30 protein-coding genes and 1 riboswitch are annotated in these 26,600 nt (G+C 60.7%); of the genes, 17 read left to right on the top strand and 13 right to left on the bottom strand.

Going from position 1 to position 26,600, the window contains the following annotated elements:
* Positions 1-10: 10 nt before the first annotated feature.
* Both cobW and C8N42_RS05095 read right to left on the bottom strand, forming a co-directional pair.
* Positions 11-1,072, bottom strand: coding sequence for a cobalamin biosynthesis protein CobW (gene cobW / locus C8N42_RS05100; RefSeq protein WP_107815471.1), 1,062 nt, complete (start codon positions 1,070-1,072; stop codon positions 11-13).
* 51 nt (positions 1,073-1,123) lie between these two features.
* Positions 1,124-1,798 carry an energy-coupling factor ABC transporter permease gene (locus tag C8N42_RS05095; protein ID WP_107815699.1) on the bottom strand — a complete coding sequence of 225 codons (675 nt, stop codon included), beginning with the start codon at positions 1,796-1,798 and terminating at the stop codon, positions 1,124-1,126.
* A gap of 37 nt (positions 1,799-1,835) precedes the next feature.
* Positions 1,836-2,056: riboswitch (cobalamin riboswitch) on the bottom strand.
* Positions 2,057-2,244: 188 nt separating this feature from the next.
* Between C8N42_RS05095 and smc the strand changes: the two genes are divergently transcribed.
* The gene (smc, locus tag C8N42_RS05090) at positions 2,245-5,700 is read left to right on the top strand and encodes a chromosome segregation protein SMC (RefSeq protein WP_107815470.1); all 3,456 of its coding nucleotides are present in this window, start codon (positions 2,245-2,247) and stop codon (positions 5,698-5,700) included.
* Between the two features lie 432 nt (positions 5,701-6,132).
* On the opposite strand, the gene C8N42_RS05085 is transcribed toward smc, so the two are convergent.
* The 5 genes from C8N42_RS05085 to C8N42_RS05065 all read right to left on the bottom strand — a co-directional run bounded on the left by C8N42_RS05085 (position 6,133) and on the right by C8N42_RS05065 (position 10,432).
* On the bottom strand, positions 6,133-6,810 hold the full coding sequence (locus C8N42_RS05085) for a siderophore-interacting protein (RefSeq protein WP_107815469.1): 678 nt from the start codon (positions 6,808-6,810) through the stop codon (positions 6,133-6,135).
* 110 nt (positions 6,811-6,920) lie between these two features.
* Positions 6,921-8,105 carry a lytic murein transglycosylase gene (locus C8N42_RS05080; RefSeq protein ID WP_107815468.1) on the bottom strand — a complete coding sequence of 395 codons (1,185 nt, stop codon included), beginning with the start codon at positions 8,103-8,105 and terminating at the stop codon, positions 6,921-6,923.
* Positions 8,106-8,157: 52 nt separating this feature from the next.
* Positions 8,158-9,060 (bottom strand): adenosylcobinamide-phosphate synthase CbiB, encoded by a 903-nt coding sequence (gene cbiB, locus C8N42_RS05075; RefSeq protein ID WP_107815467.1) that lies wholly within the window; start codon positions 9,058-9,060, stop codon positions 8,158-8,160.
* Entirely contained in the window at positions 9,057-10,028 is a 972-nt protein-coding gene (locus C8N42_RS05070) for a threonine-phosphate decarboxylase (protein ID WP_107815466.1), read from the bottom strand. Before C8N42_RS05070 ends, cbiB begins: the two co-directional genes overlap by 4 nt.
* The gene (locus C8N42_RS05065; RefSeq protein ID WP_107815465.1) at positions 10,025-10,432 is read right to left on the bottom strand and encodes a DUF1636 family protein; all 408 of its coding nucleotides are present in this window, start codon (positions 10,430-10,432) and stop codon (positions 10,025-10,027) included. The genes C8N42_RS05070 and C8N42_RS05065 overlap by 4 nt, the downstream gene beginning before the upstream one ends.
* 186 nt (positions 10,433-10,618) lie before the next feature.
* Between C8N42_RS05065 and C8N42_RS05060 the strand changes: the two genes are divergently transcribed.
* Positions 10,619-11,023, top strand: a complete 405-nt coding sequence (locus C8N42_RS05060) for a response regulator transcription factor (protein WP_107815464.1) — start codon at positions 10,619-10,621, stop codon at positions 11,021-11,023.
* On the opposite strand, the gene C8N42_RS05055 is transcribed toward C8N42_RS05060, so the two are convergent.
* Positions 10,992-11,966 (bottom strand): glutathione S-transferase family protein, encoded by a 975-nt coding sequence (locus tag C8N42_RS05055; RefSeq protein WP_107815463.1) that lies wholly within the window; start codon positions 11,964-11,966, stop codon positions 10,992-10,994. The genes C8N42_RS05060 and C8N42_RS05055 overlap by 32 nt on opposite strands.
* A gap of 303 nt (positions 11,967-12,269) precedes the next feature.
* Between C8N42_RS05055 and C8N42_RS05050 the strand changes: the two genes are divergently transcribed.
* From C8N42_RS05050 to C8N42_RS05015, 8 genes are all read left to right on the top strand, one after another.
* On the top strand, positions 12,270-12,482 hold the full coding sequence (locus C8N42_RS05050; RefSeq protein ID WP_107815462.1) for a DUF6732 family protein: 213 nt from the start codon (positions 12,270-12,272) through the stop codon (positions 12,480-12,482).
* Positions 12,483-12,486: 4 nt separating this feature from the next.
* Positions 12,487-13,800 carry a sirohydrochlorin chelatase gene (locus C8N42_RS05045; protein ID WP_107815461.1) on the top strand — a complete coding sequence of 438 codons (1,314 nt, stop codon included), beginning with the start codon at positions 12,487-12,489 and terminating at the stop codon, positions 13,798-13,800.
* Between the two features lie 5 nt (positions 13,801-13,805).
* On the top strand, positions 13,806-14,444 hold the full coding sequence (locus C8N42_RS05040; RefSeq protein WP_107815460.1) for a precorrin-8X methylmutase: 639 nt from the start codon (positions 13,806-13,808) through the stop codon (positions 14,442-14,444).
* Complete coding sequence (cbiE, locus tag C8N42_RS05035) at positions 14,441-15,637, top strand: precorrin-6y C5,15-methyltransferase (decarboxylating) subunit CbiE (protein ID WP_107815459.1); 1,197 nt, start codon at positions 14,441-14,443, stop codon at positions 15,635-15,637. Before C8N42_RS05040 ends, cbiE begins: the two co-directional genes overlap by 4 nt.
* On the top strand, positions 15,634-16,350 hold the full coding sequence (cobI, locus tag C8N42_RS05030; protein WP_107815458.1) for a precorrin-2 C(20)-methyltransferase: 717 nt from the start codon (positions 15,634-15,636) through the stop codon (positions 16,348-16,350). Before cbiE ends, cobI begins: the two co-directional genes overlap by 4 nt.
* Positions 16,341-18,161 (top strand): precorrin-3B C(17)-methyltransferase, encoded by a 1,821-nt coding sequence (cobJ, locus tag C8N42_RS05025; RefSeq protein ID WP_107815457.1) that lies wholly within the window; start codon positions 16,341-16,343, stop codon positions 18,159-18,161. Before cobI ends, cobJ begins: the two co-directional genes overlap by 10 nt.
* Positions 18,158-18,925, top strand: a complete 768-nt coding sequence (cobM, locus tag C8N42_RS05020) for a precorrin-4 C(11)-methyltransferase (RefSeq protein WP_107815456.1) — start codon at positions 18,158-18,160, stop codon at positions 18,923-18,925. Before cobJ ends, cobM begins: the two co-directional genes overlap by 4 nt.
* Positions 18,926-19,153: 228 nt before the next feature.
* The gene (locus C8N42_RS05015) at positions 19,154-19,501 is read left to right on the top strand and encodes a hypothetical protein (protein WP_107815698.1); all 348 of its coding nucleotides are present in this window, start codon (positions 19,154-19,156) and stop codon (positions 19,499-19,501) included.
* Between the two features lie 3 nt (positions 19,502-19,504).
* On the opposite strand, the gene C8N42_RS05010 is transcribed toward C8N42_RS05015, so the two are convergent.
* Positions 19,505-20,683: a MalY/PatB family protein gene (locus tag C8N42_RS05010; RefSeq protein ID WP_107815455.1), complete on the bottom strand. Its 1,179-nt coding sequence runs from the start codon at positions 20,681-20,683 to the stop codon at positions 19,505-19,507.
* A 138-nt stretch (positions 20,684-20,821) separates the two neighbouring features.
* On the opposite strand from C8N42_RS05010, the gene def (C8N42_RS05005) reads away from it, so the two are divergent.
* The 7 genes from def (C8N42_RS05005) to C8N42_RS21545 are packed head-to-tail and all read left to right on the top strand — an operon-like array spanning position 20,822 to position 23,869.
* Positions 20,822-21,343, top strand: a complete 522-nt coding sequence (gene def / locus C8N42_RS05005) for a peptide deformylase (protein WP_107815454.1) — start codon at positions 20,822-20,824, stop codon at positions 21,341-21,343.
* Positions 21,343-21,834, top strand: coding sequence for a peptide deformylase (gene def / locus C8N42_RS05000; protein WP_107815453.1), 492 nt, complete (start codon positions 21,343-21,345; stop codon positions 21,832-21,834). The genes def (C8N42_RS05005) and def (C8N42_RS05000) overlap by 1 nt, the downstream gene beginning before the upstream one ends.
* The gene (def, locus tag C8N42_RS04995) at positions 21,831-22,334 is read left to right on the top strand and encodes a peptide deformylase (protein ID WP_107815452.1); all 504 of its coding nucleotides are present in this window, start codon (positions 21,831-21,833) and stop codon (positions 22,332-22,334) included. Before def (C8N42_RS05000) ends, def (C8N42_RS04995) begins: the two co-directional genes overlap by 4 nt.
* Positions 22,331-23,236, top strand: coding sequence for a methionyl-tRNA formyltransferase (gene fmt / locus C8N42_RS04990; RefSeq protein ID WP_107815451.1), 906 nt, complete (start codon positions 22,331-22,333; stop codon positions 23,234-23,236). The genes def (C8N42_RS04995) and fmt overlap by 4 nt, the downstream gene beginning before the upstream one ends.
* Before the next feature lie 10 nt (positions 23,237-23,246).
* Positions 23,247-23,486, top strand: a complete 240-nt coding sequence (locus C8N42_RS04985; protein ID WP_107815450.1) for a hypothetical protein — start codon at positions 23,247-23,249, stop codon at positions 23,484-23,486.
* 9 nt (positions 23,487-23,495) lie between these two features.
* Positions 23,496-23,735: a GlsB/YeaQ/YmgE family stress response membrane protein gene (locus C8N42_RS04980; RefSeq protein WP_107815449.1), complete on the top strand. Its 240-nt coding sequence runs from the start codon at positions 23,496-23,498 to the stop codon at positions 23,733-23,735.
* Positions 23,732-23,869 (top strand): hypothetical protein, encoded by a 138-nt coding sequence (locus C8N42_RS21545; RefSeq protein ID WP_170109214.1) that lies wholly within the window; start codon positions 23,732-23,734, stop codon positions 23,867-23,869. The genes C8N42_RS04980 and C8N42_RS21545 overlap by 4 nt, the downstream gene beginning before the upstream one ends.
* Before the next feature lie 4 nt (positions 23,870-23,873).
* On the opposite strand, the gene C8N42_RS04975 is transcribed toward C8N42_RS21545, so the two are convergent.
* From C8N42_RS04975 to ispH, 4 genes are read right to left on the bottom strand one after another with little or no spacing between them, the layout of a single operon-like run.
* A complete protein-coding gene (locus C8N42_RS04975) occupies positions 23,874-24,497 on the bottom strand; it encodes a trimeric intracellular cation channel family protein (protein WP_107815448.1) in 624 nt (207 codons plus the stop codon).
* Positions 24,494-24,955, bottom strand: a complete 462-nt coding sequence (gene rnhA, locus C8N42_RS04970; RefSeq protein WP_107815447.1) for a ribonuclease HI — start codon at positions 24,953-24,955, stop codon at positions 24,494-24,496. Before rnhA ends, C8N42_RS04975 begins: the two co-directional genes overlap by 4 nt.
* Entirely contained in the window at positions 24,948-25,541 is a 594-nt protein-coding gene (locus tag C8N42_RS04965; RefSeq protein WP_107815446.1) for a class I SAM-dependent DNA methyltransferase, read from the bottom strand. The genes rnhA and C8N42_RS04965 overlap by 8 nt, the downstream gene beginning before the upstream one ends.
* Positions 25,538-26,500 (bottom strand): 4-hydroxy-3-methylbut-2-enyl diphosphate reductase, encoded by a 963-nt coding sequence (gene ispH / locus C8N42_RS04960; protein WP_107815445.1) that lies wholly within the window; start codon positions 26,498-26,500, stop codon positions 25,538-25,540. The genes C8N42_RS04965 and ispH overlap by 4 nt, the downstream gene beginning before the upstream one ends.
* Positions 26,501-26,600 lie beyond the last annotated feature (100 nt).

Here is a 26,600-nt window from a genome sequence, read left to right as displayed (position 1 = left end):
CGGCCTTCCCTTATGCTTTCAGGGCCGCTTCGATCATGGTGCGGTCAAGCCCCGCTTCACCGATGACGACAAGTTGCGACAGGCGGGGTGCGGTGCCGAAGGGCTGATCGAAATAGCTGTCGACGCGCGGGCCGACGGCCTGCACCGTGAGACGCATCGGTTTGCCCTTGACCGCGACGAAGCCCTTGAGCCGCAGAATGTCGTGTTCCCGGATCACTTCGGCGATCTGTTCGACAAAGGCTTTCGGGTCTTCGATTTCGGGGCGGATCACCACGAAGCTCTCGAATTCGTCGTGGCCGTGTTCATGATGATGATCGTCATCATGCTCATGATCGTCGTCGTGATGGTGATGATGTACCTCGCCACGCGCCTCAAGATCGCCCTCCGCGCCGATCCCCTGACCTAAGAGCACATCGACAGGCAAAGCCCCCATGGTCGAGCGGAGCACATGCACGCCTTCCCGAGCCTCGTCCTTGAGTTTCGTGACCAGAGCTTCCGCCTGATCCTCGCCCAAAAGATCCGCCTTGTTCACCACGATCATGTCGGCACAGGCGATCTGATCCTCGAACAACTCCGAGAGCGGCGTTTCGTGGTCGAGGTTTTCGTCCAGCTTGCGCTGCGCATCCACGGCGGCGACATTATGGGCAAACCGGCCCTCGTCCACCGCTTTGCCATCGACCACGGTCACGACGCCGTCGACGGTGACTTTCGTTGAAATCTCCGGCCAGTTGAACGCCCGCACCAGAGGTTGCGGCAGGGCGAGCCCGGAGGTCTCGATGACGATGTGATCGGGCTTGTCCTCGCGCTCCAGGAGTTTTTGCATCGTCGGGATGAACTCATCGGCGACGGTGCAACAGATACAGCCGTTCGACAGCTCCATTACATCTTCGTCGGAACAGCTCGCGTCGCCGCAGCCTTTGAGAATATCTCCGTCAATCCCGAGATCGCCGAATTCGTTGATGATCAGGGCGATCCGCTTGCCATTCGCATTGGCCAGCATGTGCCGGATCAGCGTGGTTTTGCCCGCGCCGAGAAACCCCGTCACAACGGTTGCAGGAATTTTCGCTGCCATATCACTATCCTTTGGGAAACCGCCGGGACCACAGGCCCCGGCGTCATATGCTTAGGCCGCGAGAGTGCGCGAGGACACGAGACCGGTCTTGCCCAGCCCCCTGATCGCTTTCGCGCCTGCCAGAACGGCCAGATCCACCAGCGGCTCAAGGATGATGACGGTCATGTAGGCTCCGCCGAACATGCCGACTGCCGCAAGGCTTTCCGCAGAGAAACCCTGACCGTAAAAGGCCCAGAACCCGACCCAGAGCACGATCCCCGCCTGATAGGTGGTGGAAAGCGCCAGCGCCTGTTTGTAGGAGACATCCGCATAGGCGGTATCGGGCGCAATGATGCGGTTCGCGACCGCCTTGATCCCGAAAAGCGGCACCAGAAGCGTGGTGACGTTCATCCCGTATTGCGGCAGATCGAAGGGGGCGAAAAACACGCCCTGCGCCAGAAGCCCGAGCGCCAGACCGAGTGCCGCAGGGGCCGCCCCGAACAGCAGGAACAACGTGGAGCCGAGGATCAGGTGAACCTCGGAAACCCCCACTGGATAATGCGGTAAAACCTGAAAGAACACGAATACGGCGGCGGTCGAAATCACGGTCCGGGCCAGAAACGACCCCGCGCCCTGATCGCGCAACGCGCCGATACTTTCCTTGAGAGTGTAAAGGCCAGCGCCCGCAGCGGTGGCATAAGACAGTGCGATCTTCGCACCGGTGACAATACCGGGTTCGATATGCATCGAAACATCCTCCATAGCCGACATCCCCGTCGGCGGGTTGAGTTATGTGGTCAGGGCTGGTCTCCTGGCTCGCGGGTCAAAGCGCTCTCGTCACCTTCCCAAGGTTTCCCTCAGTGGTATGCCGACGGGCACTCTCCGCTTACAGTCGCGGGGGCGGCTGTGGCCTTGTGCTCCGGGGTGGATCACACGCACCACATTCCCATTTCTCCCCGAACGCTCATGCGTCTTTGTCGGGGAACCATGACGCGCCTATTTGGCGCGTGCGCGATGGTATGGTCAAGCGTTTTAGCCCTCTGCCCCCGTAGGTTAACCTAGTCATTTCTCGAAGATTGGCGATATTTTGTGGATAACTTCACCGTTTTCCCCATATCTCGGGGTGTCCCCGTTGACTCCGGCGTCCACCTCCCGAAGAATTTTCCGTTAAAAGGAATCAGAAAGAGGCCCCTTTGCGTTTCACCCGTCTGCGTCTCAATGGCTTCAAAAGCTTTGTGGACCCCACCGATCTTGTGATCGCGGATGGGCTGACGGGGGTTGTCGGCCCGAACGGCTGTGGCAAGTCGAACCTTCTCGAAGCGTTGCGCTGGGTGATGGGCGAGAACCGTCCCAAGGCGATGCGCGGCGCGGGAATGGAAGACGTGATCTTCGCGGGAGCCGCCTCGCGCCCGGCACGCAACTTCGCCGAAGTCTGTCTGATGATCGACAACTCAGAGCGCCTTGCTCCTGCGGGCTTCAACGACAGCGACTCGGTCGAGATCATCCGTCGGATCACCCGCGATGCCGGTTCCGCCTATAAGGTGAATTCGAAGGACGTGCGTGCCCGTGACGTTTCCATGCTGTTTGCCGACGCTTCGACCGGCGCGCATTCGCCCGCGCTTGTGCGGCAGGGGCAGATATCCGAGCTGATCAACGCCAAACCCAAAGCGCGTCGTCGTATTCTCGAAGAGGCCGCCGGGATTTCCGGTCTTTATCAGCGCCGTCACGAGGCGGAGTTGAAACTCAAGGGGGCCGAGACCAACCTCGCTCGCGTCGATGACGTGATCGAACAGCTTGCCAGTCAGCTTGCCTCGCTCGCGCGTCAGGCGCGTCAGGCGGCGCGCTATCGCGAGATCGGCACCGAGTTGCGCCATGCCGAGGGGCTTTTGCATTATCGTCGCTGGCGCGATGCCGATCAGGCGCGGGCCGAGGCAGAAGACATTCTGCGCACCCGGTTGAAACAGGCCTCCGAGGCCGAACGTCTCGCCCGCGACGCCGCCAAGCAACGCGAAGGCCTGGAAGAATCCCTGCCGCCGCTCCGTGAGGAGGAGGCCATCGCAGCGGCGGTGTTGCAGCGTCTGACCGTGTCCCGCGATCAGCTCTCCGACGAGGAACGTCGTGCCCGCGAGATGATCGAAACCCTGTCGCGCCGGATCGACCAACTGGTCGCCGACATGGCGCGAGAGGAGCAGCTCAACAAGGATGCGGGTGAAACCATTGCGCGGCTCGAATGGGAGCAGCGCGAGCTGATCAAAGCCGCCGACGGCCATGAGCCGCGCCTGCTCGAAGCGGCAGCGGAGGCTTCTGAGGCCAGCCAGATTTTGGCGGATCGCGAAACGGCCCTGACCCAGATGACCGAAGACGTGGCTCGTCTCGCGGCCCGCCATCAATCCGCGAACCGTCTGGTCGAGGACAATCGCAAGACGCTGGACCGCGCGAGGGATGAGGCGGATCGCGCCCGTGGCGCCGTCGATGAGGCGCGCCAAACGCTGGTGCGCTCTGCCGAGGCGTTGGAAGAGGCCGAAGTTAGTCAGGAAGAGGCCATCGCCCGCGCCGAAGAGGCGGAGGCGATGTTGATCGAGGCGGATGATGCCCGGACAGAGGCGCAATCTCGCGAGGCTCTGGCGCGTGCTGCGCGTTCCGAGGCGGAGGGTGAGGTCGGGGCGCTCAAGGCCGAAGTAGGGGCTTTGGCGAAAATGCTCGACCGCGACCAGATCGGCGGCAAGCAGTTGCTCGATCTCATTAAGGTCAAACCAGGATATGAAAAAGCGCTCGGTGCAGCGCTTTCTGATGATTTGCGACAGCCCGCGATTGAAGCCTATCAGGCCTCCGGTTGGGTTACATTGCCTGATTACTCCGATGATCAAGACCTGCCCAACGGGGTTGAGCCGCTGGAAGATTACGTTACAGCGCCGCCGGTACTAAGGCGTCGTCTGGCGCAGATCGGTCTCGTGCGCGCCGAAGATGGCGCGCGGCTTCAGGCCGATCTCGAACCCGGCCAACGGCTTGTTTCCGTCGAGGGCGATATGTGGCGCTGGGACGGCTATCGTGCCGGTGCGGAGGATGCGCCCTCCGCAGCCGCTCTGCGCCTGCAACAGCTCAACCGGCTTGAGGATTTGAAACAGGACCTCGTCGCCGCAGAAGCCAAGGCGGATGGCGCCGCGCAGGCGCATGAGCATCTGAAAGCGGAACTGGCCCGTCTGACCGAAGCCGACCGTCTGGCCCGCGAGGCCCGCCGCGACGCGGATCGTGCGATGTCGGAAGCGGCGCGGACGCTCTCGAAGGTCGAGAATGAAAAGACCCTCGCCGAAGGTAAGGTCGAAAATCTCGGCCTTGCGGTGGCGCGTCACGAAGAAGAGGCGCGGGGAGCGGAGCAGCGGTTGCGCGAGGCGGAGAAAGCGGTCAAGGACTTGCCTGATTTGGAGGTTGCCCGGTCCGAGATCGAAGAGGTCAAGCTCGCCGTAGAGGCGGCGCGGATCACCATGATGACGAAGCGTTCGTCTCATGACGAAATTCGCCGCGAAGGTGAGGCCCGCACCCGGCGCTCTCAGGAAGTGACCAAGGAACTGTCCGGCTGGCGGCACCGTCTTGAGACTGCGGGCAAGCGCATTGCGGAGCTTCAGGATCGCAAGGAAGCGACCGAGGAAGAGCTTTACGAGGCCGCAGCCCAGCCCGAGGAAATCGCGGAGAAACGCGAGGCTCTGATGGCGCAGATCGAGGAGGCGGAGCATCGGCGTAAACGGGCGTCCGATGCGCTTGCGGTGGCCGAAGAGAGCCTGCGCGAAGCGGTTCATGCGGAGCGTGAGGCGGAGCGTCTGGCTTCCGAGGCGCGCGAAACCCGCGCCGCCGCCGAGGCCCGCCGGGATGCGGCGAAGGAGACAGTGGGGGCCGCGATAGAGCGCATCCGCGAGGAGTTGGAAACGACGCCCGCGAAGCTTTTGGAAGAACTGGCCGTCGACCCGGAGAAAATCCCGCCCCACAGCGAAATCGAGGTGGATGTGAACCGTCTGAAACGTCTGCGCGACAGTCTCGGGGCGGTCAACCTGCGGGCGGAGGAAGACGCGAAAGAGGTCCGTGAGGAACACGATACCCTTGTGAAAGAAAAAGACGACCTGGAAGAAGCGATCAAGACGCTGCGTTCGGGCATCGCGTCGTTGAATCGCGAGGGGCGGGAGCGTTTGCTGACCGCTTTCGAACAGGTGAACAGCAATTTTTCCATGCTTTTCACCCATCTCTTCGGTGGTGGCGAAGCGCGTCTCATGATGGTCGAAAGCGACGATCCCCTAGAGGCCGGGCTTGAGATCATGTGCCAGCCTCCGGGTAAGAAACTCTCCACCCTGTCGCTCCTCTCGGGTGGGGAACAGACGCTGACTGCGCTGGCTCTGATCTTCGCCGTGTTCATGGCCAACCCGGCGCCTATCTGTGTGCTGGACGAGGTCGATGCGCCCTTGGACGACGCCAACGTGACGCGGTTCTGCGACATGCTCGACGAGATGACCCAGCGCACCGACACGCGCTTTCTGGTGATCACCCACCACGCCGTGACTATGGCCCGCATGGATCGCCTGTTCGGCGTGACCATGCAGGAACAGGGGGTGTCACAACTGGTGTCGGTGGACCTGAAAAAGGCCGAGGCGCTTGTTGCGTGAACCGGGTGTTGCGCGGACTCTTAAGACTTTTCCAACAATTCGACTCTAATTCTGACGATACCGCAACCCATTGCGGTGTCAGGAGGTGATGATACTGGAAGAGAAATCATTTCGTAAATGGATGGTGATTATTGCGGCGGCAACGCTCGTGTTGGCCATCATCCGGCTCTGGATCGGGTTATAATCCGAAAAAGAGAGCCCCGGCGGAGAAGCCACTCCGCCGGGGCATTTGGATGATGACACTGGATGTCTCATTTCGCTAGTTTAGACTCTAACAGATTCCTTACCAAATCGTAAAGCACGCTTGGGAATGTGCGATAAACATGGTTAACCGCGCCCCATGTCGCCACCGCCATGGTCTCCGGCTGGTGCATCCAGATTCTTGATCGAAGCTTCCGCCTCGCCATTGATCCAATAGCCAGCGGCTTTTAGTCAGGGCAAGGGGTGTCCCATCGCCAGCACAGCCTCGCGTAGGTGTTTGGCAATTTCGGCCTCGGTCGCGATCCAGACGAAGGTGTCGGGGATCAACTCAATCTGCGGCAAAACGTCAAGGAAAGGTTTAGCCTCCGTCGCCTCGCTCAGCGGGCGGTGCAACCAGTGGATCGTGACATCGGCCTGACTTTCGATAACTTGCTCATCTTCCGGCCCTGGCACGGCGGCGATCATTGTGGCTTTGACCCCCTTGGGCAGCTCCTCAAGCTTGCGTCCCATCGCCGGAAGTGCGGTTTCATCGCCGATCAGGGCCCAATGCGCGATCTCACCTTCGATCACGCGAGACCCGCGCGGGCCACCGATCTGCACCGTGCTGCCCGGTTTCACTGTCCGAGCCCAGCTTGCGGCAGGCCCCTCGCCATGGTCGGCAAAGTCGATCACCAGTTCCTGCGCGTCTGCATCGAAGCGGCGCGGGGTATAGTCGCGCTTTGCAGGTTCGCCCTCGCCGGGGATGAAAACCTTGATGTGGTCATCGAACGATCCGCTGGCGAAATCGGCAAGATCCACGCCAGTGAGGGTCATGCGGATCATATGCGGGGTCAGCCGCTTGGTGTTGGCTACGGTCAACTCGCGGAATTTCAATTCGTGCCGCATGCGGCGGATCGTAGGGGCGTCCATCGGACATTCCTTTGTTGTGGGCGTTGCGACGCGTTGCTCAAAAAAAGTATTTCACTCAGGAAAAGACAAGGGGCTGCGAGGCACAGCCCCTGTACACTTCACCTGTGCACTTAAAGCTTGGACAAGAGCGCAGGCGTCGGCCAGGCGTCGGCGGGCAGTCCGAGCTTTTCTTGTACGTTCTGCACCGCTTCACGGGTCTTTTCGCCCAGAATGCCGTCGATGCCGCCGACATCGTAGCCCATGTTGGCGAGCTTCTGTTGCAACTGTTTCATCTGCGCGCCTGCGAGACCCGCGTCGGGATTGCCCACACTATAGACTGGTGCGCCTTCGAGACGGGTGGCGAAATAGGCCGCTGTCGTCACGTAGACAAAGCTCTTGTTCCATTCGAAATAGACCTCGAAATTCGGATAGGCGAGAAAGGCCGGACCATTGCGCCCCATCGGCAGCAACACAGAAGCCTGCAAATTGCCATTGCCAAGCGACCCACTGCGGGCCTTCACGCCCAGTTTGGCCCATTGGTTGACCGTCATCTTGTGATTAAGCCCGGTTTTCGACCAGTCGAGATTTGCGGGTACCACGATCTCCTGAAGCCACGGCTCATGCGCCCGCCAGCCCAGATGCCGCAGCATTTTCGCCCCGGACATCAGGGCATCCGGCGCGGAGGTCTTGAGCCGTACATGGCCGTCCCCGTCGCCATCGACGCCATTTTCAAGGATGTCTTTCGGCAGCATCTGCACCATGCCGATCTCCCCGGCCCAGGCGCCTTGCGTGGTCACCGGGTCGAAATCGCCATGCTCGAAAAGTGTCAGCGCGGCAAAGACCTGTGGCTGGAACAGTTCCGGGCGGCGGCAGTCATGCGACAGGGTCATCAGCGCATTCAGCGTGTTGAAATTGCCCTGCACCTGCCCGAAATCGGTCTCCAGCGCCCAGAACGCCAAAAGCACCCCGCGCGAAACGCCATAGTCGCGTTCGATCCGATCAAATACGCTTTTGTATTTCGCCGCATTGGCTGCGCCGTTCTGCATCCGGTTCTGACTGATGAGGGCGCGGGAGAAGTCGATGAAATTCTTCTGAAACACGCCCTGCGCGCGGTCGGCCTTGATCACGGCGGGGTCTTGGCGGGCGTAGGCGAAGAACTGATCGACGGCTGCTTTCGAATGACCCTGTTGCAGGGCGGATTGCTTCATCTGGTTGACGAAGCTTGAAAAATTTCCGCCGCAGGGTACGTCCGCGAAAGCGGGGGAGGCGAGGGAGAGAGCGAGAATGAGGCCCAGAGAGCCGACGTGAAGACGCATAGGGTTACCTTTTAAAGTCATGTTGACGGGCAAGATAGCGGGCAGGTCGGTGTCAGGCAAATGACAGAATGGCGACGCAGATTAGAACAAAAGCCCAAGCGGCCCAAAGCCGCACACAGGCGGCGTCGATGTCGCGCGTAGTGGCTTCGCGTCCCTCGGGGTTGACCCAAGGGTAGTCGCGCATCTCGCCATGATAGGCGCGTGGTCCGGACAGTGCGACGCCAAGACTGCGTGACAGGGCGGCCTCGGGCCAGCCGGCATTCGGGGAACGGTGGCGATGGGCTTCTGTTACGATCTCGCGCCAAAGCGACAGCGGCTTGCCCCAGGGAAACAGCAAAAGCGCCGTGAGCCGTGCCGGGATCAGGTTCAGCACATCGTCCAGTCGCGCCGCTGCCCAGCCGAAATCGCGATGCCGTTCGGTGCGATAGCCGATCATACTGTCGCCGGTGTTCACCACCTTGTAGACCAGAATGCCCGGCAATCCCGCGATGAGGAACCAAAACGCAGGTGCGATCACCCCGTCGGAGAAATTCTCTGCCGCCGACTCGATGGCCCCGCGCGCGACGGCGGGTTTATCCATGTCAGAGGTGTCCCGCCCGACGATCATCGACACCGCATGGCGTCCCGCGTCGAGAGAGGTCTCCAGCCCGCGCGTCACGGCCTTCACGTGATCAATGAGCGATTTCTGGGCGAGAAGGATGGCGCCAAGAAGCACTTCGATCAAAGGGATCTGCCGCAGCACCAGCCCCAGCGCCGCTGCTCCAATCACCAGCGCCGCCATCAGCACGACGCCTTTCGCTTTTCGCCCTGGACCCCGATTGAACCGCGTATCGGCCCAGCCGATCAGGCGCCCCATCAGCACCGCCGGATGCGGCACCCGGTCCCAGAGCCATTTCGGTTCGCCGAACAGGGCATCAAGCACCATGGCGAAACAGAGGGCCAGTGCCGTGCTCAAAGCGCGTGTTCCAAAGCCGTTTCCAATTGTTCCCAGCAATCGGGCGGTGGAAAGCCAAGCCGCAGCCAGCGCCGAGAATAGGGGAAGAGCCGCGACCAGACATGATGCTCCGCCAGACGGCTCTGCACCGCATGGGCATCGCCCACATCATACAGTCGGAACAACGTGGTGCCGCCCACGAGATTCGCGCCTTTCCGCTCCATCATCTCATCCAAACGCGCCGAATCTCGTGCCAATCTGATCCGTGTGCGCATCGCCCAATCGGGATCGTTCAACGCTTCTGTCCCAACGAGAAGCGCCGGTCCCGACACCGCCCATGGCCCGATCAAGGTGGCGAGACGGTCGATCAACTCCGGTGCGCCGATGGCAAAGCCAAGACGCAGCCCGGCCAGTCCCCAGAACTTGCCAAAGCTCTTGAGCACAATCGTCTGCCCGTCCCGCACCCGTTCGATATGGCTTTCCTCGGGCATCACATCACAGAAACTCTCGTCGATGATCGTTATGGGGGCGGTGAATTCCTCGTCCCGCCAAAGCCGCCCGTCGGGATTGTTCGGATGCACCGCGACCAGCACGCTGGCTTTGCGCGTCGGATCGGAGGTCATGACCTCCCAGCCATGAGCCTCGAACGCTCCGGCATGTTCGTTATAGGTCGGTGGCTGAATCTCCACCTTGCCCCGGTTGCTCATCTCTGCCCAGAGCGCGGGCAGGCGTGCGATCAGGCTCGATGCTCCGGGCGCGGCCAGCACGGCGGCGCCATGGGGCACCTGCCAGAAACTGTGCGCGGCCTGAACCAGCGCATCTTGCGCCGCAGCATCCGGCAGCGCATTCCATACGATTTGCGGAATCTCGCCGATGGGGTAAGGCACCGGATTGATGCCGGTCGAGAGGTCGATCCAGTCGGATTTCTCCCCCCCCCAACGGGCCAATGCGGCGTCCAGCCCGCCGCCATGATCGCGCCGGTGACTCATCTTTCCGCATCTCCCTCAACCGGCAGCGGCACCTGCCGTGACACGAAATGTCCCTTGACGCCCTGCGGCCAGTCCCGGAACGGAACCTGCCCCGTAGCTGAGGCGGCATGGAGCCGTGCATAGGCCACGATTGCCTCTGCATCCGCCTCGGTTCCGTCAAATTTTCCAAGGGAATAGCCGATTTTCCCTTCGGCTTGCACAATCACATTGCAGGCGCGTTCGCATCCCATGGTGCAACTCACCCGTCGGGTCCTGATCCCTGCCGGATCGGCGCGACGTTCGATGGCGTCGGCCAGACGCGCGCCATCGGTTTGCGACTCACCCCGCTCCGCCCAGCCAGCGCCTTTGCAGCCTTCGCAGGTCGTGATCCAGGTCTGTGCGGAATTGGGGATGCTTTCTGTCATATCCCGTGTTTTGCCCTAGCCCGCGCAGAGTGCAAGCTAAAATCTTAGCCTTTTCCGCTGCACGGCAGGGACGGGGTCGATTGACCCAGCGACTAAAGCTCCGTTAAGTGTGGCCTATCGAATCCAAGGACACGCGAACAGCGCTGAGCGGAGTTGCTTGCGGCAGAGGCCGGCGGCAGAAGAAACATGCAGGTATTGATCGTCGAAAGCAGCCCGGACATTGGACGTGTCTGGCAACGCCATCTGGAACGCCAAGGCATGTGCGTGACGCTGGTGGCCGGGCAGGACGAGGCGATTGAGAGTTTGCAGAACTCCGCACCGGATCTGATCGTGCTCGATCTGGTGTTGGAGCAAGGCTCGGCCTTTGCTGTCGCGGATTATGCCAATTACCGCCATCCGGACACGCGGGTGATCTTCACCACCAATTCGAGTTTCTTCTCCGATGGGTCGATTTTTCAACACGTCGCGAATGCCTGCGCCTTCCTGCCCAAGAAGGTCGATCTGGAAGATTTGACTGCCATGGTGGAGCATTACGGCAAGGACAGCGCCCTGAGCGAGGTCAAGCGCGTCCGTGCGGCGCGTCGAAGCTGAGCGCGGGTGTGACAGGCACGATCCGGTTGGGATTGATCGTGTCGTGACTGAAATAATAATGCCGCACGATATGGTCGAAATGTGTGGTCTCCCGCACGCCGGGCGTTTGGTACAGTTCACGGGTGTAGCCCCAGAGGTTGGGATAGTCTTTCAGCATCCGCCGGTTACACTTGAAATGCGTGTGGTAGACCTTGTCGAAACGCACCAAAGTGGTGAACAACCGCCAGTCGGCTTCGGTCACATGATCGCCAGTAAGATACCGGCTTTCTGACAGGATGCCTTCAAGCCAGTCGAGACTGTCGAACAGCGGTTCGATGGCCTCGTCATAAGCATCCTGCGTGGTGGCGAAGCCCGCCTTGTAAACGCCGTTGTTGACCGTGTCATAGACACGAGCGTTCAGGCGTTCGATCTGGTCGCGAAGTTCTTCGGGCCAGAAGTCGAGGTCGTTTCCGGTGATCCCGTCGAAGGCGGAATTGAACATGCGGATGATCTCTGCGGATTCGTTGGAGACGATAGTGTTCCGCTTCTTGTCCCAAAGGATCGGCACTGTCACCCGGCCCGACATCTGCGGGGCGGCTTCGGTGTAGATTTCACGCAGAAAGCGTTTGCCCAGAAGTGTATCTCCGGTTGCCCCGGCAAAGTCGCTTGCAAAGGTCCAGCCGTCCTTCAGCATATCGGGATGCACGACCGAGATGGAGATATGGTCCTCAAGCCCTTTCAGGGCGCGAAAGATCAGCGCCCGGTGCGCCCAGGGACAGGCGTAGGAGACATAGAGGTGATAGCGCCCGCTTTCCGCCCGGAAGCCACCCGTGCCCGAGGGGCCGGGGGCACCGTCCGGGGTGATCCAGTTGCGAAAGCCGGTGGTGGTCCGCTGGAACCGGCCACCGGAAGATTTGGTGTCGTACCACTGGTCATGCCAGATGCCGTCTTGCAGATAACCCATCGGGGCCTCCTTTTGCCTTTGGTGCTCACCTAAAGACTTTGCGTTTCTGTGCAAACAGGCCTGCGAGCGCAGTGATGGTGCACTCATGCACAGGTTGGTGCTGCGACAGCGAAAGCATTTGCGCGAAGCACGGGCCCCGCCTATAGAGAACGCATGACGACGTCCCGACACGGGACCAGAGAGGTTGGCAGTGGCGGATCGACCCAAACCGGGGATCACGCGCAGCATCGTCAGACGTCCCAGCCTCCTTGAATTCACGACGGCCCACAGACCCGAAATGGGGGCCACAGACAAGGAAATGCCATGACTCGCAGTCTTGCACTCATTTTCACTTTGTTCGCCGCCCCGGCGCTCGCGCATCCGGGCCATATCGGCGAAATGGCCGGTCACAATCACTGGCTTGCCGGTGCTGCCATCGGGGCCGCTGTCGCTATTGCGATCTGGGGCGCCATCAAGGGCAGGAAAGAGGACGAGACCGGGCAGGCGGAAGCCGAGGTCGAGCCGCAAGAGGTCTGATCCCATGAAAACCGGTGTGATGATTTGTGGCCATGGCTCCCGCAGCCAGGCTGCGGTGGACGAATTTGCCGTTCTGGCGGAGAAACTCCCCGCTTTGCTGCCCTCCGACTGGCTCGTGGACTACGGCTATCTGGAATTCGCCAACCCCGTGCTGCGCGATGGCCTCGACCGTCTGCGCGAGGCCGGGTGCGAGCGCATCCTTGCCGTGCCGGGGATGCTTTTTGCTGCGATGCATGCGAAAAACGACATTCCGACGGTGCTCAACACCTATGCCGCCAAGCATGGGATCGAGGTCTCTTATGGCCGCGAACTGGGTGTCGATCCGAAAATGATCGCCGCCGCCGCCGGTCGTGTGCAGGATGCCGTCGACCGCGCCAATGCCGATTTGGGAGAACTGCCTCTGCACGACACCTGCCTTGTGGTCATCGGTCGCGGCGCCTCCGACCCGGACGCCAACGCCAATGTCGCCAAGATCGCGCGTCTTCTCTGGGAGGGCATGGGCTTTGGCTGGTGCGAGATCGGTTATTCCGGCGTTACCTTCCCGCTCGTTGAACCCTGCCTGCAACATGTCGCCAGGCTTGGCTACAAACGTGTCATCGTCTTTCCCTATTTCCTTTTCACCGGCATCCTGATCGACCGCATCTATGGCTTCACCGATCAGGTCGCCGCCAAATATCCCGACATTCAGTTCGTCAAGGCGGGTTATCTCAACGACCATCCGAAAGTGCTCGAAACCTTCGCCGAACGCGTGCTCGAACAGGACGGTGATATTCCAGTGCCGAATTGCGGGATCTGTCCCTACCGCACGCAGGTTCTCTCCATCGAGGGGGAAGCACCGCGCAAGATCAGCCCCACCGAGCGCACCGCCGATCTGTCCCGCTACGGCAAGGGCCACCCGGCGTTGAGCGAAGTGCCGCCACCGACCTGTGTGCTCTGTAAATACCGCACCGAGGTGTTGGGGTTCGAAGCCGAGCTTGGCGCGGTTCAGGAAAGCCACCATCACCATGTCGAGGGGCAGGGAGCCTCTGCGCCGGGTTCCAACGTGGCCGATTGTACGCTTTGCGATACCTTCTGCACCGGGTTGTGTCGGCTTGAGGCGGCGGGTCATCACCATGACCACCACCACGATCATCATCACCATCATGACGATCACGATCATCATGCTCACCACCACAGTCACCATCATCACGATCATGAGCACCCGCATGACCACGATCATCATCATGGTCATGACCACAGCCACGACCACCGCCATCCGGTCTACCCGCACGCCAATCACCCGCTCGGCCCCGAGTCGGCGCGCAAAACCAAAGGCTGAACCGCATGCGCCCTTATGAAAAGGACCCACAGGCGATCTACGCCCAGAGTTTCGCAACCGTACGGCGTGAGGCGCGTCTGGATCGTTTCGATCCCGGCATGGAACGCCTTGCAATCCGCCTGATTCACGCTTGCGGCATGGTGGAGGTGGCGGATCGTCTCGCATTTTCTCCCGGTGCCTATGCCGCCGGGTACGACGCGCTGAAATCCGGCGCGCCTATCCTCTGTGACTGCGAAATGGCCGGGGCGGGGATTATCCGCCGCTATCTGCCAGCAGACAACGAGGTGGTCGTCACGCTCAACGCCCCCTCCGTCCCCGAGCACGCCAGAGAGATCGGCACCACCCGTTCCGCCGCCGCCGTGGACCTCTGGGAGCCGCATCTTGAGGGCGCCGTCGTTGCCATCGGCAATGCCCCCACGGCGCTGTTTCACCTTCTGGAGCGGATCGAGCAGGGCTTTCCCAAACCGGCTCTGATCCTCGGCTTTCCCGTCGGGTTCGTGGGCGCGACGGAATCCAAGGCCGAGCTTGCCGCCAATCCCCGAGGCTGTGATTTCATCGCGCTTCGCGGACGCCGCGGCGGATCGGCTATCGCTTCCGCCGCCGTGAATGCCTTGGCGGCCGGACTGCCGGAGATCGGCGAATGAGTGCTCCGTGGCTCCATATCATCGGTATCGGTGACAACGGTCTCGACAGCCTCGCCCCCGCCACCCGCATGGTGCTTGAAGATGCGGAGGTGATCTTCGGAGCGGAACGCCACCATGAACTGACAGCATCGCTGATTGCCGAGCGTCGCGTATGGCCCTCGCCTTTCGATGCGCTGATCTCCGATCTGAACTCCCTGCGTGGGCGTCGTGTCGCCGTGCTCGCCACCGGCGATCCGCTCTGGTATTCTGTCGGAGCCCGGATCGGACGGGAGATCGACTCGTCCGAGATACTCTACCATCCGCAGCTTTCCGCCTTCCAGCTTGCGGCTTGCCGCATGGGATGGTCGCTAGCCGATTGCGAAATATTGACCATTCACGGGCGTCCGGCAGAACAGGTTATTCCTTTCCTCGCCGCATCGCAGAAATTGCTCATTTTGACAAAAGGTTCTGATAGCCCGTCAGAAGTTGCGAAAATTTTGCGTAATCTTGGATTTTACCCTTCTCGCATGACGGTGCTGGCCCATATGGGTGGTGTTGATGAAGCCCGCTTTGACGGTACCGCCGCCGATTGGTCACATGAAGTGCCAGAGTTCCATACCCTCGCTGTCGATCTAATTGCGGAAGAGGGCGCGACCCTGCTGCCGCGTTTTGGTTTGCCCGACAGCGCCTTTGTGTCCGACGGCAACATGACCAAACAAGAGGTGCGCGTCGTGACCTTGGCCAAGCTCGGTCCGGTGCGTGGTGGGATGCTCTGGGACATCGGTTGCGGGTCCGGCTCGGTCGCCATCGAATGGATGCGCGCGGCGCGTGACGCCCGTGCTATCGGCATCGAACACCGCGCCGACCGTCGCGCTTTGGCGGCGCAAAACGCCTTGGCTCTGGGCACGCCGGGTTTGAAACTGATCGACGCGAAAGCGCCGGAGGGGCTTGAGGATTTGCCCGCCCCGGATGCGGTGTTCATTGGCGGCGGATTATCACGCGAAGTCGTCGAGATTGCCCTCGCCGCGATTAAACCGCATGGCCGTCTGGTTGCCAATGCGGTGACGCTGGAAAGCGAAACCATGCTGCTTTCGCTGCGCAGCGAATTCGGTGGCGATCTCACCCGTCTGTCCGTCTCACGTGCCAAACCAGTCGGAAGCCTGTCGGGCTGGAAGCCTTTCATGCCCGTCACGCAATGGAGTCTCACCAAATGACCGGAAAACTTTACGGTATTGGCCTTGGTCCGGGCGATCCCGAACTGATGACCCTCAAGGCCGCGCGGCTCATCGCGGGGGCCAAGGTCATTGCCTATCCGAGGCTCGCGGGCGGCACATCTTTTGCCCGCTCCATTGCGGCAGATCACATCGCCCCCGGTACACGCGAGATCGTCATGGACATTCCCATGACCGTCGACCGCGCCCCGGCACAGGCCGCTTATGATGCGGGGGCTTTGGCCATTCGGACCGAACTCGATGCCGGTCATGACGTGGTGGTGCTCTGTGAGGGCGATCCGTTTTTCTACGGCTCCTTCATGTATCTCTACGCTCGTCTGCGGTCCGATTATCCGGTCGAGGTCGTGCCCGGCGTCAGCTCCGCCATGAGCTGTGCCGCTGTTGCGGGCCTTCCACTCGCCGCCCGCAACGAGGTGGTGACGATCCTCCCCGCCCCGGAACTTGCCCGACGTTTGTCGGGCGGAAATCCGACGCAAACCCTGCCACCCTCAGACACCATTGTGGTGATGAAACTCGGGCGTCATTTCGCGGCGGTCCGGGCGGCGATTGAGGTGGCGGGACTGACCGATAAAGCGGTCTATATCGAACGTGCATCGACCCCGGACGAACAGGTGATGCCGCTCTCGAAAGCGCCTGAAAAGGCACCGTATTTTTCCATGATCCTTATCGTGAAAGGGGCCGATCCATGGCTGTGACCCCGGTTGTCGTCGCTCTGAATTCCTCTGGCGAGAAGGTTGCGGCAAAAATTGCCGTTGCCCTTGGTGCAGAGCTGCATGGCCGTGAAGGCCGGACCAGCGCAAAGATCAGTTTTCCAAATGCCCTGGACCACATCCGCGATCTTTTCGCGGCGGGTATTCCGGTGATCGGCGTCTGTGCGTCCGGTATCCTGATCCGCGCCGTCGCGCCGCTATTGCACGACAAGAAAAGCGAACCACCGGTGATTTCCGTGTCCGACGACGGTTCCGTCGTTGTCCCGCTTCTGGGGGGGCATCGCGGCGCCAACCGTCTGGCGCAAGAGATCGCACAAACCCTTGAGGCGAAAGCTGCCATCACGACGGCGGGGGATATTGCGTTGGGGATCGCCCTGGATGAGCCGCCCTTGGGCTATCGCCTTGCCAACCCCGAAGATGCCAAATCCGCGATGGCCGCATTGCTCTGCGGGGCCGGTGTCTCGGTTGAGGGAGAAAACATTTTCGAGCTGACCGATGAGGGTGGCGAGGTGGCGCTTTCCGTGACCGATGCGCCGGGCGCGCCGGGATCGCAACGCCTTGTTTATCACCCGCAACGTTACGCCCTCGGTGTCGGGTGTGCGCGCAATGCCGATCCCGATGAGCTTTGGCAGAATGTCTCGGATATGTTGGCGGAACAGGGGGTTGCACCGGGAGCGATTGCTTCGGTCAATACGATTGATCTGAAGGCGGATGAACTGGCGATGATCGCTTTGGCAAAACGTCTGGACGTGCCTTTGCGGCTGTTCACGGCGCAGGAGCTGGAGGCGCAGGCGGATCGGTTGGCCAACCCGTCGGAAGTGGTCTTCGCCGAGGTCGGGTGTCATGGTGTTGCAGAAGGCGCGGCTTTGGCGGCGGGCGGGATGTTGGTTGCAGAAAAGCGCAAAACCGCCAATACGACCTGCGCGCTGACCCGTTCCGAGACACCGCTCGTTGATTTGAAAGGCCGCGCCCGGGGGCGTCTGTCGGTTGTTGGGATCGGGCCGGGACAGGCAAGCTGGCGTACACCGGAAGTATCGAAAATGATCTCGGAAGCCGAAGAACTCGTTGGTTATGGCCTCTATATTGATATTCTCGGCTCATTAGCTGCCGGTAAACTCCGCAGCGATTTCCCTTTGGGGGGTGAGGAAGACCGGTGCCGCTATGCCTTGGAACAGGCAGCAAAAGGCAAGAACGTAGCTTTGGTCTGTTCCGGAGATGCGGGTATCTACGCGATGGGCGCACTGGTGTTCGAACTGCTCGATCGCAAGCCGGAAGAGCACGGTGTCTCCGATGCCGCGCGTCGGGTCGAAGTGATCTGCTCTCCCGGCGTGTCGGCCCTGCAAGGCGCGGCGGCACGGGCGGGCGCGCCTTTGGGACATGACTTCTGTGCGATCTCGCTATCGGATTTGCTGACCCCGCGCGACGACATCCTGCGCCGCTTGAAAGCCGCCGCCGAGGGAGATTTCGTCATCGCTTTTTACAATCCGGTCTCAAAAAAACGCCGCACGCTTTTGGCCGAGGCGCGGGAGATATTGTTGAAACATCGTCCGGCGGATACGCCGGTCATGCTGGCGTCCAATCTGGGCCGCCCGACGGAATATGTGCGTTATCGACGGCTCGACGCGCTTGAGGTGGAGGAGGTGGACATGCTGACCGTGGTGCTGATCGGTTCGTCGAACACACGTCTGGCGCAGTTGGGCGAAGGGCCGCGGATGTTCACGCCGCGCGGTTATGCGAGACGGATCGACGGAGATTTGCAGGACGTTGGCAATCGCCATCTGGAGGACAATCTATGACGGTTTTTTTCATCGGAGCCGGTCCCGGCGATCCGGAGCTTTTGACGAAAAAGGCCGAGCGGATCATCGGGGAATGCCCCGTGTGTCTTTATGCCGGTTCTCTGGTGCCGCCGGAAGTTGTCGCCTGTGCCCCGGAGGGTGCGCGGGTTCTCGACACGGCACCGATGACGCTGGATGATACTCACAAAGAAATCAAAATAGCGCATCAAAATGGACTTGATGTTGCGCGTGTGCACAGTGGCGACCCTTCTCTCTATGGTGCGATCGCAGAGCAAATTCGCCGTTTGCGCGCCGATGGTATCCCCTATGAGATCATTCCCGGTGTTCCAGCCTATGCTGCGGCAGCGGCGGCGCTGGGGCAGGAACTGACCATCCCGGAGATTGCGCAGAGCATTGTTCTCACGCGGGTCTCGATGAAATCGACCTCAATGCCCGAAGGTGAGACGCTGGAGAATTTCGCAAAGACCGGTGCGACTCTGGCCATTCACCTTGGTATTCGCAATTTACGCGAGATCGAACGTCAGCTTGCGCCTTATTACGGGGCCGATTGTCCGGTGGCGGTGGCGTATCGCGTTGGTTGGCCGGATCAGATGCTGATCCGTGGCACGCTGTCCGATATTCATGAAAAAATCCGGGCTGAGAAGATCACCCGCACGGCGTTGATCCTTGTGGGGCCTGCTCTTGGAGAGGTGGCGGATTTCAAGGATTCTGCGCTTTACGATCCGGCGATACCGCATGTGTTGCGCCCGAAGGTGAAGCGGTAACTGCGGCAATCGGGTGACTCTCGTGCATCGGGCGGTACACTCGCGTTATCGTTAAAGCCTTTTGCAATTGATCTGAGGCACAGAACAGTTGCAAAAGGCCCTCAACATATGAGCCCTGCACAACGTTTTCCGAAAATCTGTGATTCAGATTGTTCGCAAAACGCTTTAACTTGACCAAAACCATTCCTGTGCCATCCTTAAGACAAGACGATTGTCGTGGAGGATGACATGATCGACTTTCTGCCGAAAGAAGTGCTTGAAGGGCTTGAGCTGGCCCGCAAACGCGATCTGAAAAAACGGTCGCGGCTTCGGGTGAAAGTCGGGGATCAGACCTATCCGATCCTGCGAGCCTGGGACAACGGCTTTGCGCTGGACCGGGACAACACCGATCATCTGCGCGGGCTTGTGGACGTGTTCGATGGCTCGAAACATCTTTACCAAGCCCTGATCGTGGCCTCGCAGGAAGAAGGTCACGAAATGAGCTTCGAGTTCAAACGCGCGACCTGTGCCACGGATCGCCCGCCGCTCGACTACGACCGGCCCGATGATGCGCCGGTCGCGCTTTTGCCGCGCTGATCTTTACTGCAAATCGCTGAACGCGTCCTTCAGGCGTCCACAGGCGGTTTCCACAAGGCTGCGTGGAGTTGCGAGATTGAACCGTAGGTAAAGCTCCCCACCTTTTCCAAAAGTCGGCCCGTGGTTCGGCGCAATATGGGCGGTTTTTTCGACACGGGCGGTGAATTCCTCCCGTGACATGCCGGTGTCGGAGAAATCGACCCAGGCCAGATAGGTCGCCTCCAGCGGCATGGATTTCAGCCCTGGAATTTCTGCGATAGCGGCATCGAAAATCTGACGGTTGCCATCGAGATAGACAATCAGCTCATCGACCCAGGTGGCGCCTTCCGGGCTATAGGCGGCGGTGGCCATTTCCAGACCGAAAGAGTTCGGAGAAATCCCCAGCGCCGCCATGCGGGAGGCGAATTTCGCGCGCAAGGTCGCATCGGGGATGATCACATTGCCCGAGTGCGTCCCCGCAATGTTGAAGGTTTTCGTGGTCGCCGACATCATGATCAGACGATCTTCAATGCCCTCGATCAGGGCCATCGGCGTGTGTATGTGTCCCGGCATCACCAGATCGTGGTGAATCTCATCAGAGACCAGAATGAGGTCGTGCCGCTTGCAGAACTCGGCAACGCTCTCCAGTTCCTCACGGGTCCACACGCGCCCGCCGGGATTGTGCGGAGAACAGAGGATCAGCATCTTTTCATTGCCGGTCATCTGTGCGTCCCAAGCCTCGAAATCCATGATGTATTTGCCGCCTTCGAGTGCCAGAGGACATTCGACGATTTCGCGCCCGGCGGCTTTGATCACCCGGCTGAACGCATGGTAGACGGGCGTCATCAGAACGACCCCGTCGCCCGGCTTGGTAAACGCGTCGATGCAAAGCGCCGTGCCGTTCACCAGCCCGTGTGTGGTGAAAATCCAGCCGGGGTCGACTTCCCAGCCATGACGGTTTTTCATCCACCACTGAATGGCGGCATGATAATCGCGCTCATCGCCGAAATAACCATAGACCCCATGAGCGGTCATCTTTTCAAGTGCCCTTTGCACACAGGCCGGCGGGTGAAAATCCATGTCCGCCACCCACATCGCAATGCCATCCTCGGCGGGCACGCCGTAGAGGTCCTCCATCTTGTCCCACTTCGCGCAATGGGTGCCAAAACGGTTGATGATCGGGTCGAACAGCGGATTGGTCATGGAGGGCTCCCTGAAATCATTATGTGCGAGCCTAATCGCCCCACTTGCCGAAGGAAAACCGAAAATCCCGCGCGAGGGGCTATGCGTTTTCGCAGCGCTGATATTGCGTGCGGCGGGCGCATTGACTAAATGCAGGACATGACACTGAAACCGATCCTCATCCATCCCGACCCGCGTCTTAAAAAGCACTGCGATCCCGTCACCGAGTTCGACAAGGAACTCGCGCGCTTTGCTGACGATATGCTTGAGACGATGTATGATGCGCCCGGCATCGGCCTTGCCGCGCCGCAGGTCGGGCTGATCAAACGCATGCTGGTGATGGATTGCGCTAAGGAAGCGGATGGTACGCCGGAGCCGATGGTTCTGGTGAACCCCGAAGTGACGTGGAAAAGCGAAGAACGCAATGTCTACGAGGAGGGCTGTCTCTCCATCCCCGGCCAATATGCCGAGGTAGAGCGCCCCAAGATGGTGCGCGTCAAATGGCAGGATGTCGAGGGCAAGCCACACGAACAGGAGTTTGACGCGCTTTGGGCGACCTGTGTACAGCATGAGATCGACCATTTGGACGGAGTGCTGTTCATCGACTATCTCAAGCCGCTGAAACGGCAAATGATCACTCGCAAGATGCAGAAACTCAAACGCGAGAAGGCGCGCCTCTGATGGCGCTACGCGAGATCCTGCTCTGGCCGGATGCGCGCCTGAGTACGCGTTGTGCGCCGGTGACTGAGATCACCGCAGAGATTCGCACCCTCGTCGCAGATATGTTCGACACGATGTATGACGCCCCCGGTCGTGGCCTTGCCGGGCCTCAGGTCGGGGCAATGCTGCGGCTCTTCGTGATGGATGCGACATGGAAGGAGGGGACGAGATCCCCCCTCGTGGCGATCAATCCCGAGATCACCGCCATGTCCGATGAGACCTGTGAGATGGACGAAGGTTGTCTTTCGATCCCCGGCATCACCGCAACCGTCGCCCGGCCGATGCGGATCACGCTGAGCTGGACCGATCTTGATGGGGGCCGCCACAGCTGCGAGATGGAGGGTGCTGAGGCCCGTATCGCCCAGCACGAATACGACCATCTCGACGGGCTTGTGCATTTCGACCGACTCGATGCGAAAACCCGCGCCCGTCTGGAGGAGGCCTACGCATGACCATCCGCCCCTTTGTGTCTTATCCCGACAAACGTCTGAAAACCGCAGTGCCGCCCGTGGCCGAGATCACGGACGAGATTCGCACGATCTGGGCCGATATGGTCGAGACCATGGATGCCATGCCGGGCTATGGCCTTGCCGGGCCGCAAATCGGGGTGATGCAACACCTGGCCGTGGTCGATTGTTCCGACGAGCGGGGCAAGGCGATCAAACTGGCCAATCCCGAGGTGCTTCACGCCTCCGTACAGATGCGTGAACACGAAGAGGCCTCCCCGAACCTGCCCGGTATGTCCGCCGTGATCTCCCGCCCGCGCGCCGTCACCGTGCGCTTTTTCAACGAGGCGGGGGAGGTTGAGGAGCGCGATTTCGTCGGTCTCTGGGCCACCTCGGTGCAGCACCAGATCGACCATCTGAATGGCAGGATGTATTTCGACAATCTCAAGCCGGTGAAACGTCAGATGTTCCTCAAGAAGGCGAAAAAGACGGGGGCCATGACATGAGAGTGATCTTCATGGGCAGCCCGAAATTCTCCGTTCCTGTGCTCGACGCACTTGTCGAGGCAGGCCATGAGATCGCCTGCGTCTATTGCCAGCCGCCGCGTCCGGCGGGGCGGGGCAAGAAAGACCGCCCGACACCTGTTCAGGCCCGCGCCGAAGAGCTTGGCCTGCCGATCCGGCATCCGGTGAATTTCAAGGACCCGGCGGATGTCGCCGCCTTCGCCACGCTGAACGCCGAAATTGCCGTGGTCGTGGCCTATGGCCTCTTGTTGCCGCAGAGCATTCTCGATGCACCGAAGCGTGGCTGCCTCAACATCCACGCCTCTCTCCTGCCGCGCTGGCGGGGTGCCGCCCCCATCCATCGCGCGATCCTCGAAGGCGATGAAAAAACCGGCGTCTGTATCATGCAGATGGAGGCAGGGCTCGACACCGGGCCTGTGCTGTTGCGTCAGGAAACCGAGATCACGGCGGAGGACACCACCGCGACACTCCATGACCGTCTGTCTGAAATGGGAGCGGATGCGATCACCGTAGCGTTGGACACGCTGGATCATCTCGTGCCCGAAGCGCAGCCGGACGATGGCGTGACCTACGCGAAAAAGATCGACAAGGCTGAGGCGCATATTGACTGGACCCGTCCGGCGGAGGAGATCGACCGACAAATTCGTGGCCTCTCCCCCTTTCCCGGCGCTTGGGCCACGCTGAACGGTGAGCGGATCAAGTTCCACATGTCGCGCGTCACGGACGGCACTGGCGCTCCCGGCGAGGTGATAGGGGATTTTACCATCGCCTGTGGTGATGGTGCCGTCGAAATTCTCACCGCGCAGCGCGAAGGCAAACGTGCTATGCCGGTGGCGGAGATTTTGAAAGGGCTCGATCTGCCGACAGGCAGCCGGTTCGTGTGAGGGTGAAGCCATGTTTCCAGTGATGATCGGCACCATCGTGATCGCGGGCATCGTCGGCTACGCCAGCGAGCGGACCGGTTTCACCCGCAACGGCATCCTGCCCTCGATCATCATCTGTGTGGGCGGCGCGTTTCTGGCCTATTTTGTCCGGCTGATGTTCGGCATCGGATTCGGCTCACCGGGGCTGAATGCCATCGCCTCCTCAATCGGTGCGCTGATCATCGTACCGACCCATTGGCGGAAAAGATAGGAGGCACCCATGCCCGTTCTCTTCCTGATCATTGTCGGCGCTGCGGCGGGTTTCATTGCGACCCGTGTCATGGATTTGAAAACCGATCTGATCACCACGGTTGTCATCGGCATGCTCGGGGCACTGATCGGCGGGCTGGTGTTGCGCTTCCTGCTGATGCTCTCGGGCATAGCTGCGGGTTTCGTCGGTGCGATCCTTGGGGCGATGGCGCTGATCTGGGCGTGGAAAGCGATCACGGGCCGGAAATGATCTGGTTATTGTCCATCCCGGGGATGATCGCGCGCGTGCTCTTCAGCCTCGCGCTCTGGCTCATGTTCCGCCCCGGAGGATGGTTCGTCGCCTGTTGTCTCGCAGTGGCGGCAACTTGGTATATCAAGGCGTGAGAGCTCAGTTTTTAGGGGGGCGTGATTTGTAGACAGGCAGAGACCAGCCCCAGATCATGCTACCTGCCCGCAGCGTAAATGTCAGAATACCACAGAAAATGAATTCAAAAATGCTCGGAAGTTCTATGTAGGATGCAAAAAGCAGGGCGAGCGCTCCGGCCAGTGCGGCCGAGGCGTAAAGTTCGCCTTGCTTAAGCACCAATGGTACCTCGTTACAGACCACATCCCGCATCAGCCCGCCGAAACAGCCGGTCGCGACCCCCATGAGCGCGACGATCACCGGGGGCTGCCCGAGCTTGAGCGCGACCCCGGCACCTGCGGCGACGGCGACGGACAGCGCCACGGCATCGGCCCACATCAGGGCTTTCTGGCGGCTCTCGAACAGATGCGCGGTAAAGAACACGACGGCAGCCACGAGACAGGCAATGACGATATAGGCCGGATCGGCGATCCAGAACACCGCATCGCGATTGAGAAGCACGTCACGCAGCGTGCCGCCACCCACGGCGGTCAGACAGGCGACAAAGGCGAAGCCGACAAGATCGAGCTGGGCGCGGGAGGCGGCGAGTGCACCGGAGATCGCGAAGACGATTACGGAGGCATAATCGAGAGCCGCGAGAGGGGTCATGACGTCGCCTTCTTGAACGGTGCCATGCCTGCGCGGGCCAGTTCATCGGCGCGCTCGTTCTCCGGGTGACCGGCGTGGCCCTTGACCCATTCCCAAGTTACATCGTGCCGCTTTTGCGCATCGTCGAGCCTCTGCCAGAGATCGACATTCTTCACCGGCTTTTTCGCGGCGGTTTTCCAGCCGTTGCGTTTCCAGCCGTGAATCCAGCCGGTGACGCCGTTTTTCACATAGGCGCTGTCGGTCACGACGGTGATGTGCGAGGGGCGCTCCAGCGTTTCGAGCGCGGTGATCGCGGCCAGAAGCTCCATCCGGTTGTTGGTGGTTTCCGCCTCGCCGCCCTTGAGTTCGCGCTCTTTGAGCACCTTGTCTCCGTCTTTTGCGACGAGCAAAGCGCCCCACCCGCCGGGACCGGGATTTCCGGAGCAAGCTCCGTCGGTATATGCGTAGAATTCAGCCATGACAGAGCAGGGTGATATAGTGCCCGGCGGTGCCGTCAAGCCCCACGCCGCCAAACAGCCGCCGATCCTGGACGGTAAACCTCGCTGCGTGCAGCAGGTCTTCGAGTTCCGCCTCGCCGTAATAGGTATAATACCGCCCAAGCTTGTCCGGTCCGGCACCCTCTCCGAGCTTCATGGCGATGTGAAAGACACCTCCGGGTTTCAACGCCCGGTGAATGCGGTGGAGCAGATCGGGTAGCTCCTGACGCTCCGCATGCAGCAGGCTGAAATTGGCCCAGATGCCATCGTAAACCTCTTTCGCCTCCAACGCATCGAACCGTGCAAGCCGCGTTGCAACGCCCTCATGCCGGGCTGTAAGTGCGAGCATTTCCGCCGAGGCATCCCATGCCTCGACCTCAAATCCTTGCGTGGCGAACCATTCTGCATATTGCCCCGGCCCACAGCCGAAATCGAGAATGTGTGCTCCTGACGGCAACCCGCCCGCGAAGGCCTGCGCTTGCGGCAACTCGTATAGTTCGGCATTGCGCACAGCATAGGCACCCGCCTGCGCGTCGTAGATCGGGATGGTGCGATCCGCCTCGCTCATGCGGTCTCTCTCAAGACACGGGGCACTTTGAATTCGACGTTTTCCTGCGCGGTTTCGACCCGTTCCACGGTTACGTCATAACGGGCGCGGAAGGCGTCGATCACCTCGTTCACCAGAACCTCGGGCGCGGAAGCTCCGGCAGTGATTCCCACTGAAGTGATCCCTTCAAGTGCGCGCCAGTCGATATCGGCCGCACGCTGCACAAGCTGGGAATAAGCGCAGCCATTGGCCTTGCCGACTTCGACAAGACGTTTGCTATTTGAACTGTTTGGTGCACCAATGACCAAAAGAGCGTCTATATGTGATGCGATGGCCTTGACTGCCGCCTGCCGGTTGGTGGTGGCGTAACAGATGTCTTCCTTGTGCGGGCCGGCGATGTTCGGGAAACGCGCGCGCAGCGCCGCGATCACATCGACCGTATCGTCGACCGACAGCGTGGTTTGCGTGATGAAGGCAAGCCGTTCCGGATCACGTACCTCAAGCCCCGGCACATCCTCGGGCGTTTCGACCAGCAAAACCTCCCCCTCGGGCAGTTGACCCATGGTGCCGATGGTTTCCGGGTGACCGGCATGGCCGATCATGATCATCTGCAAGCCGTCGGCGTGATGGCGTTCCGCCTCGATGTGCACTTTGGACACCAGCGGACAGGTGGCATCGACATAAACCATTTCGCGTTTGGCGGCTTCGGCAGGCACGGCTTTCGGCACGCCATGGGCGGAAAAGATCACGGGGCGGTCATCCGGGCAATCGTTCAACTCCTCGACGAAAATTGCGCCCTTGGCCTTGAGCCCGTCGACCACGAATTTGTTGTGCACGATCTCATGGCGGACATAGACCGGCGGGCCCCATTTCTCAATTGCCATTTCCACGATCTTGATGGCGCGGTCCACCCCGGCGCAGAACCCGCGAGGGGCTGCGAGATAGAGGGTGAGTGGGGGCTTGGGGGTCGTATCGGTCATGGCGCGCTCCTGATCTTGTTCAGAGGTAGCGGCGAACGTGCAGGAGTGCAACGACCGGGAGGGGAAAAGCCCCCGCGTGGGGGGCTTTGCATTCGGTTGC

This window comes from Celeribacter persicus (assembly GCF_003050785.1).
In the GTDB taxonomy this organism is placed as follows: Bacteria; Pseudomonadota; Alphaproteobacteria; order Rhodobacterales; family Rhodobacteraceae; genus Celeribacter; species Celeribacter persicus.
Note: the sequence above shows the minus strand (reverse complement) of the source record. Positions and strands in the feature narration are given on the sequence as shown.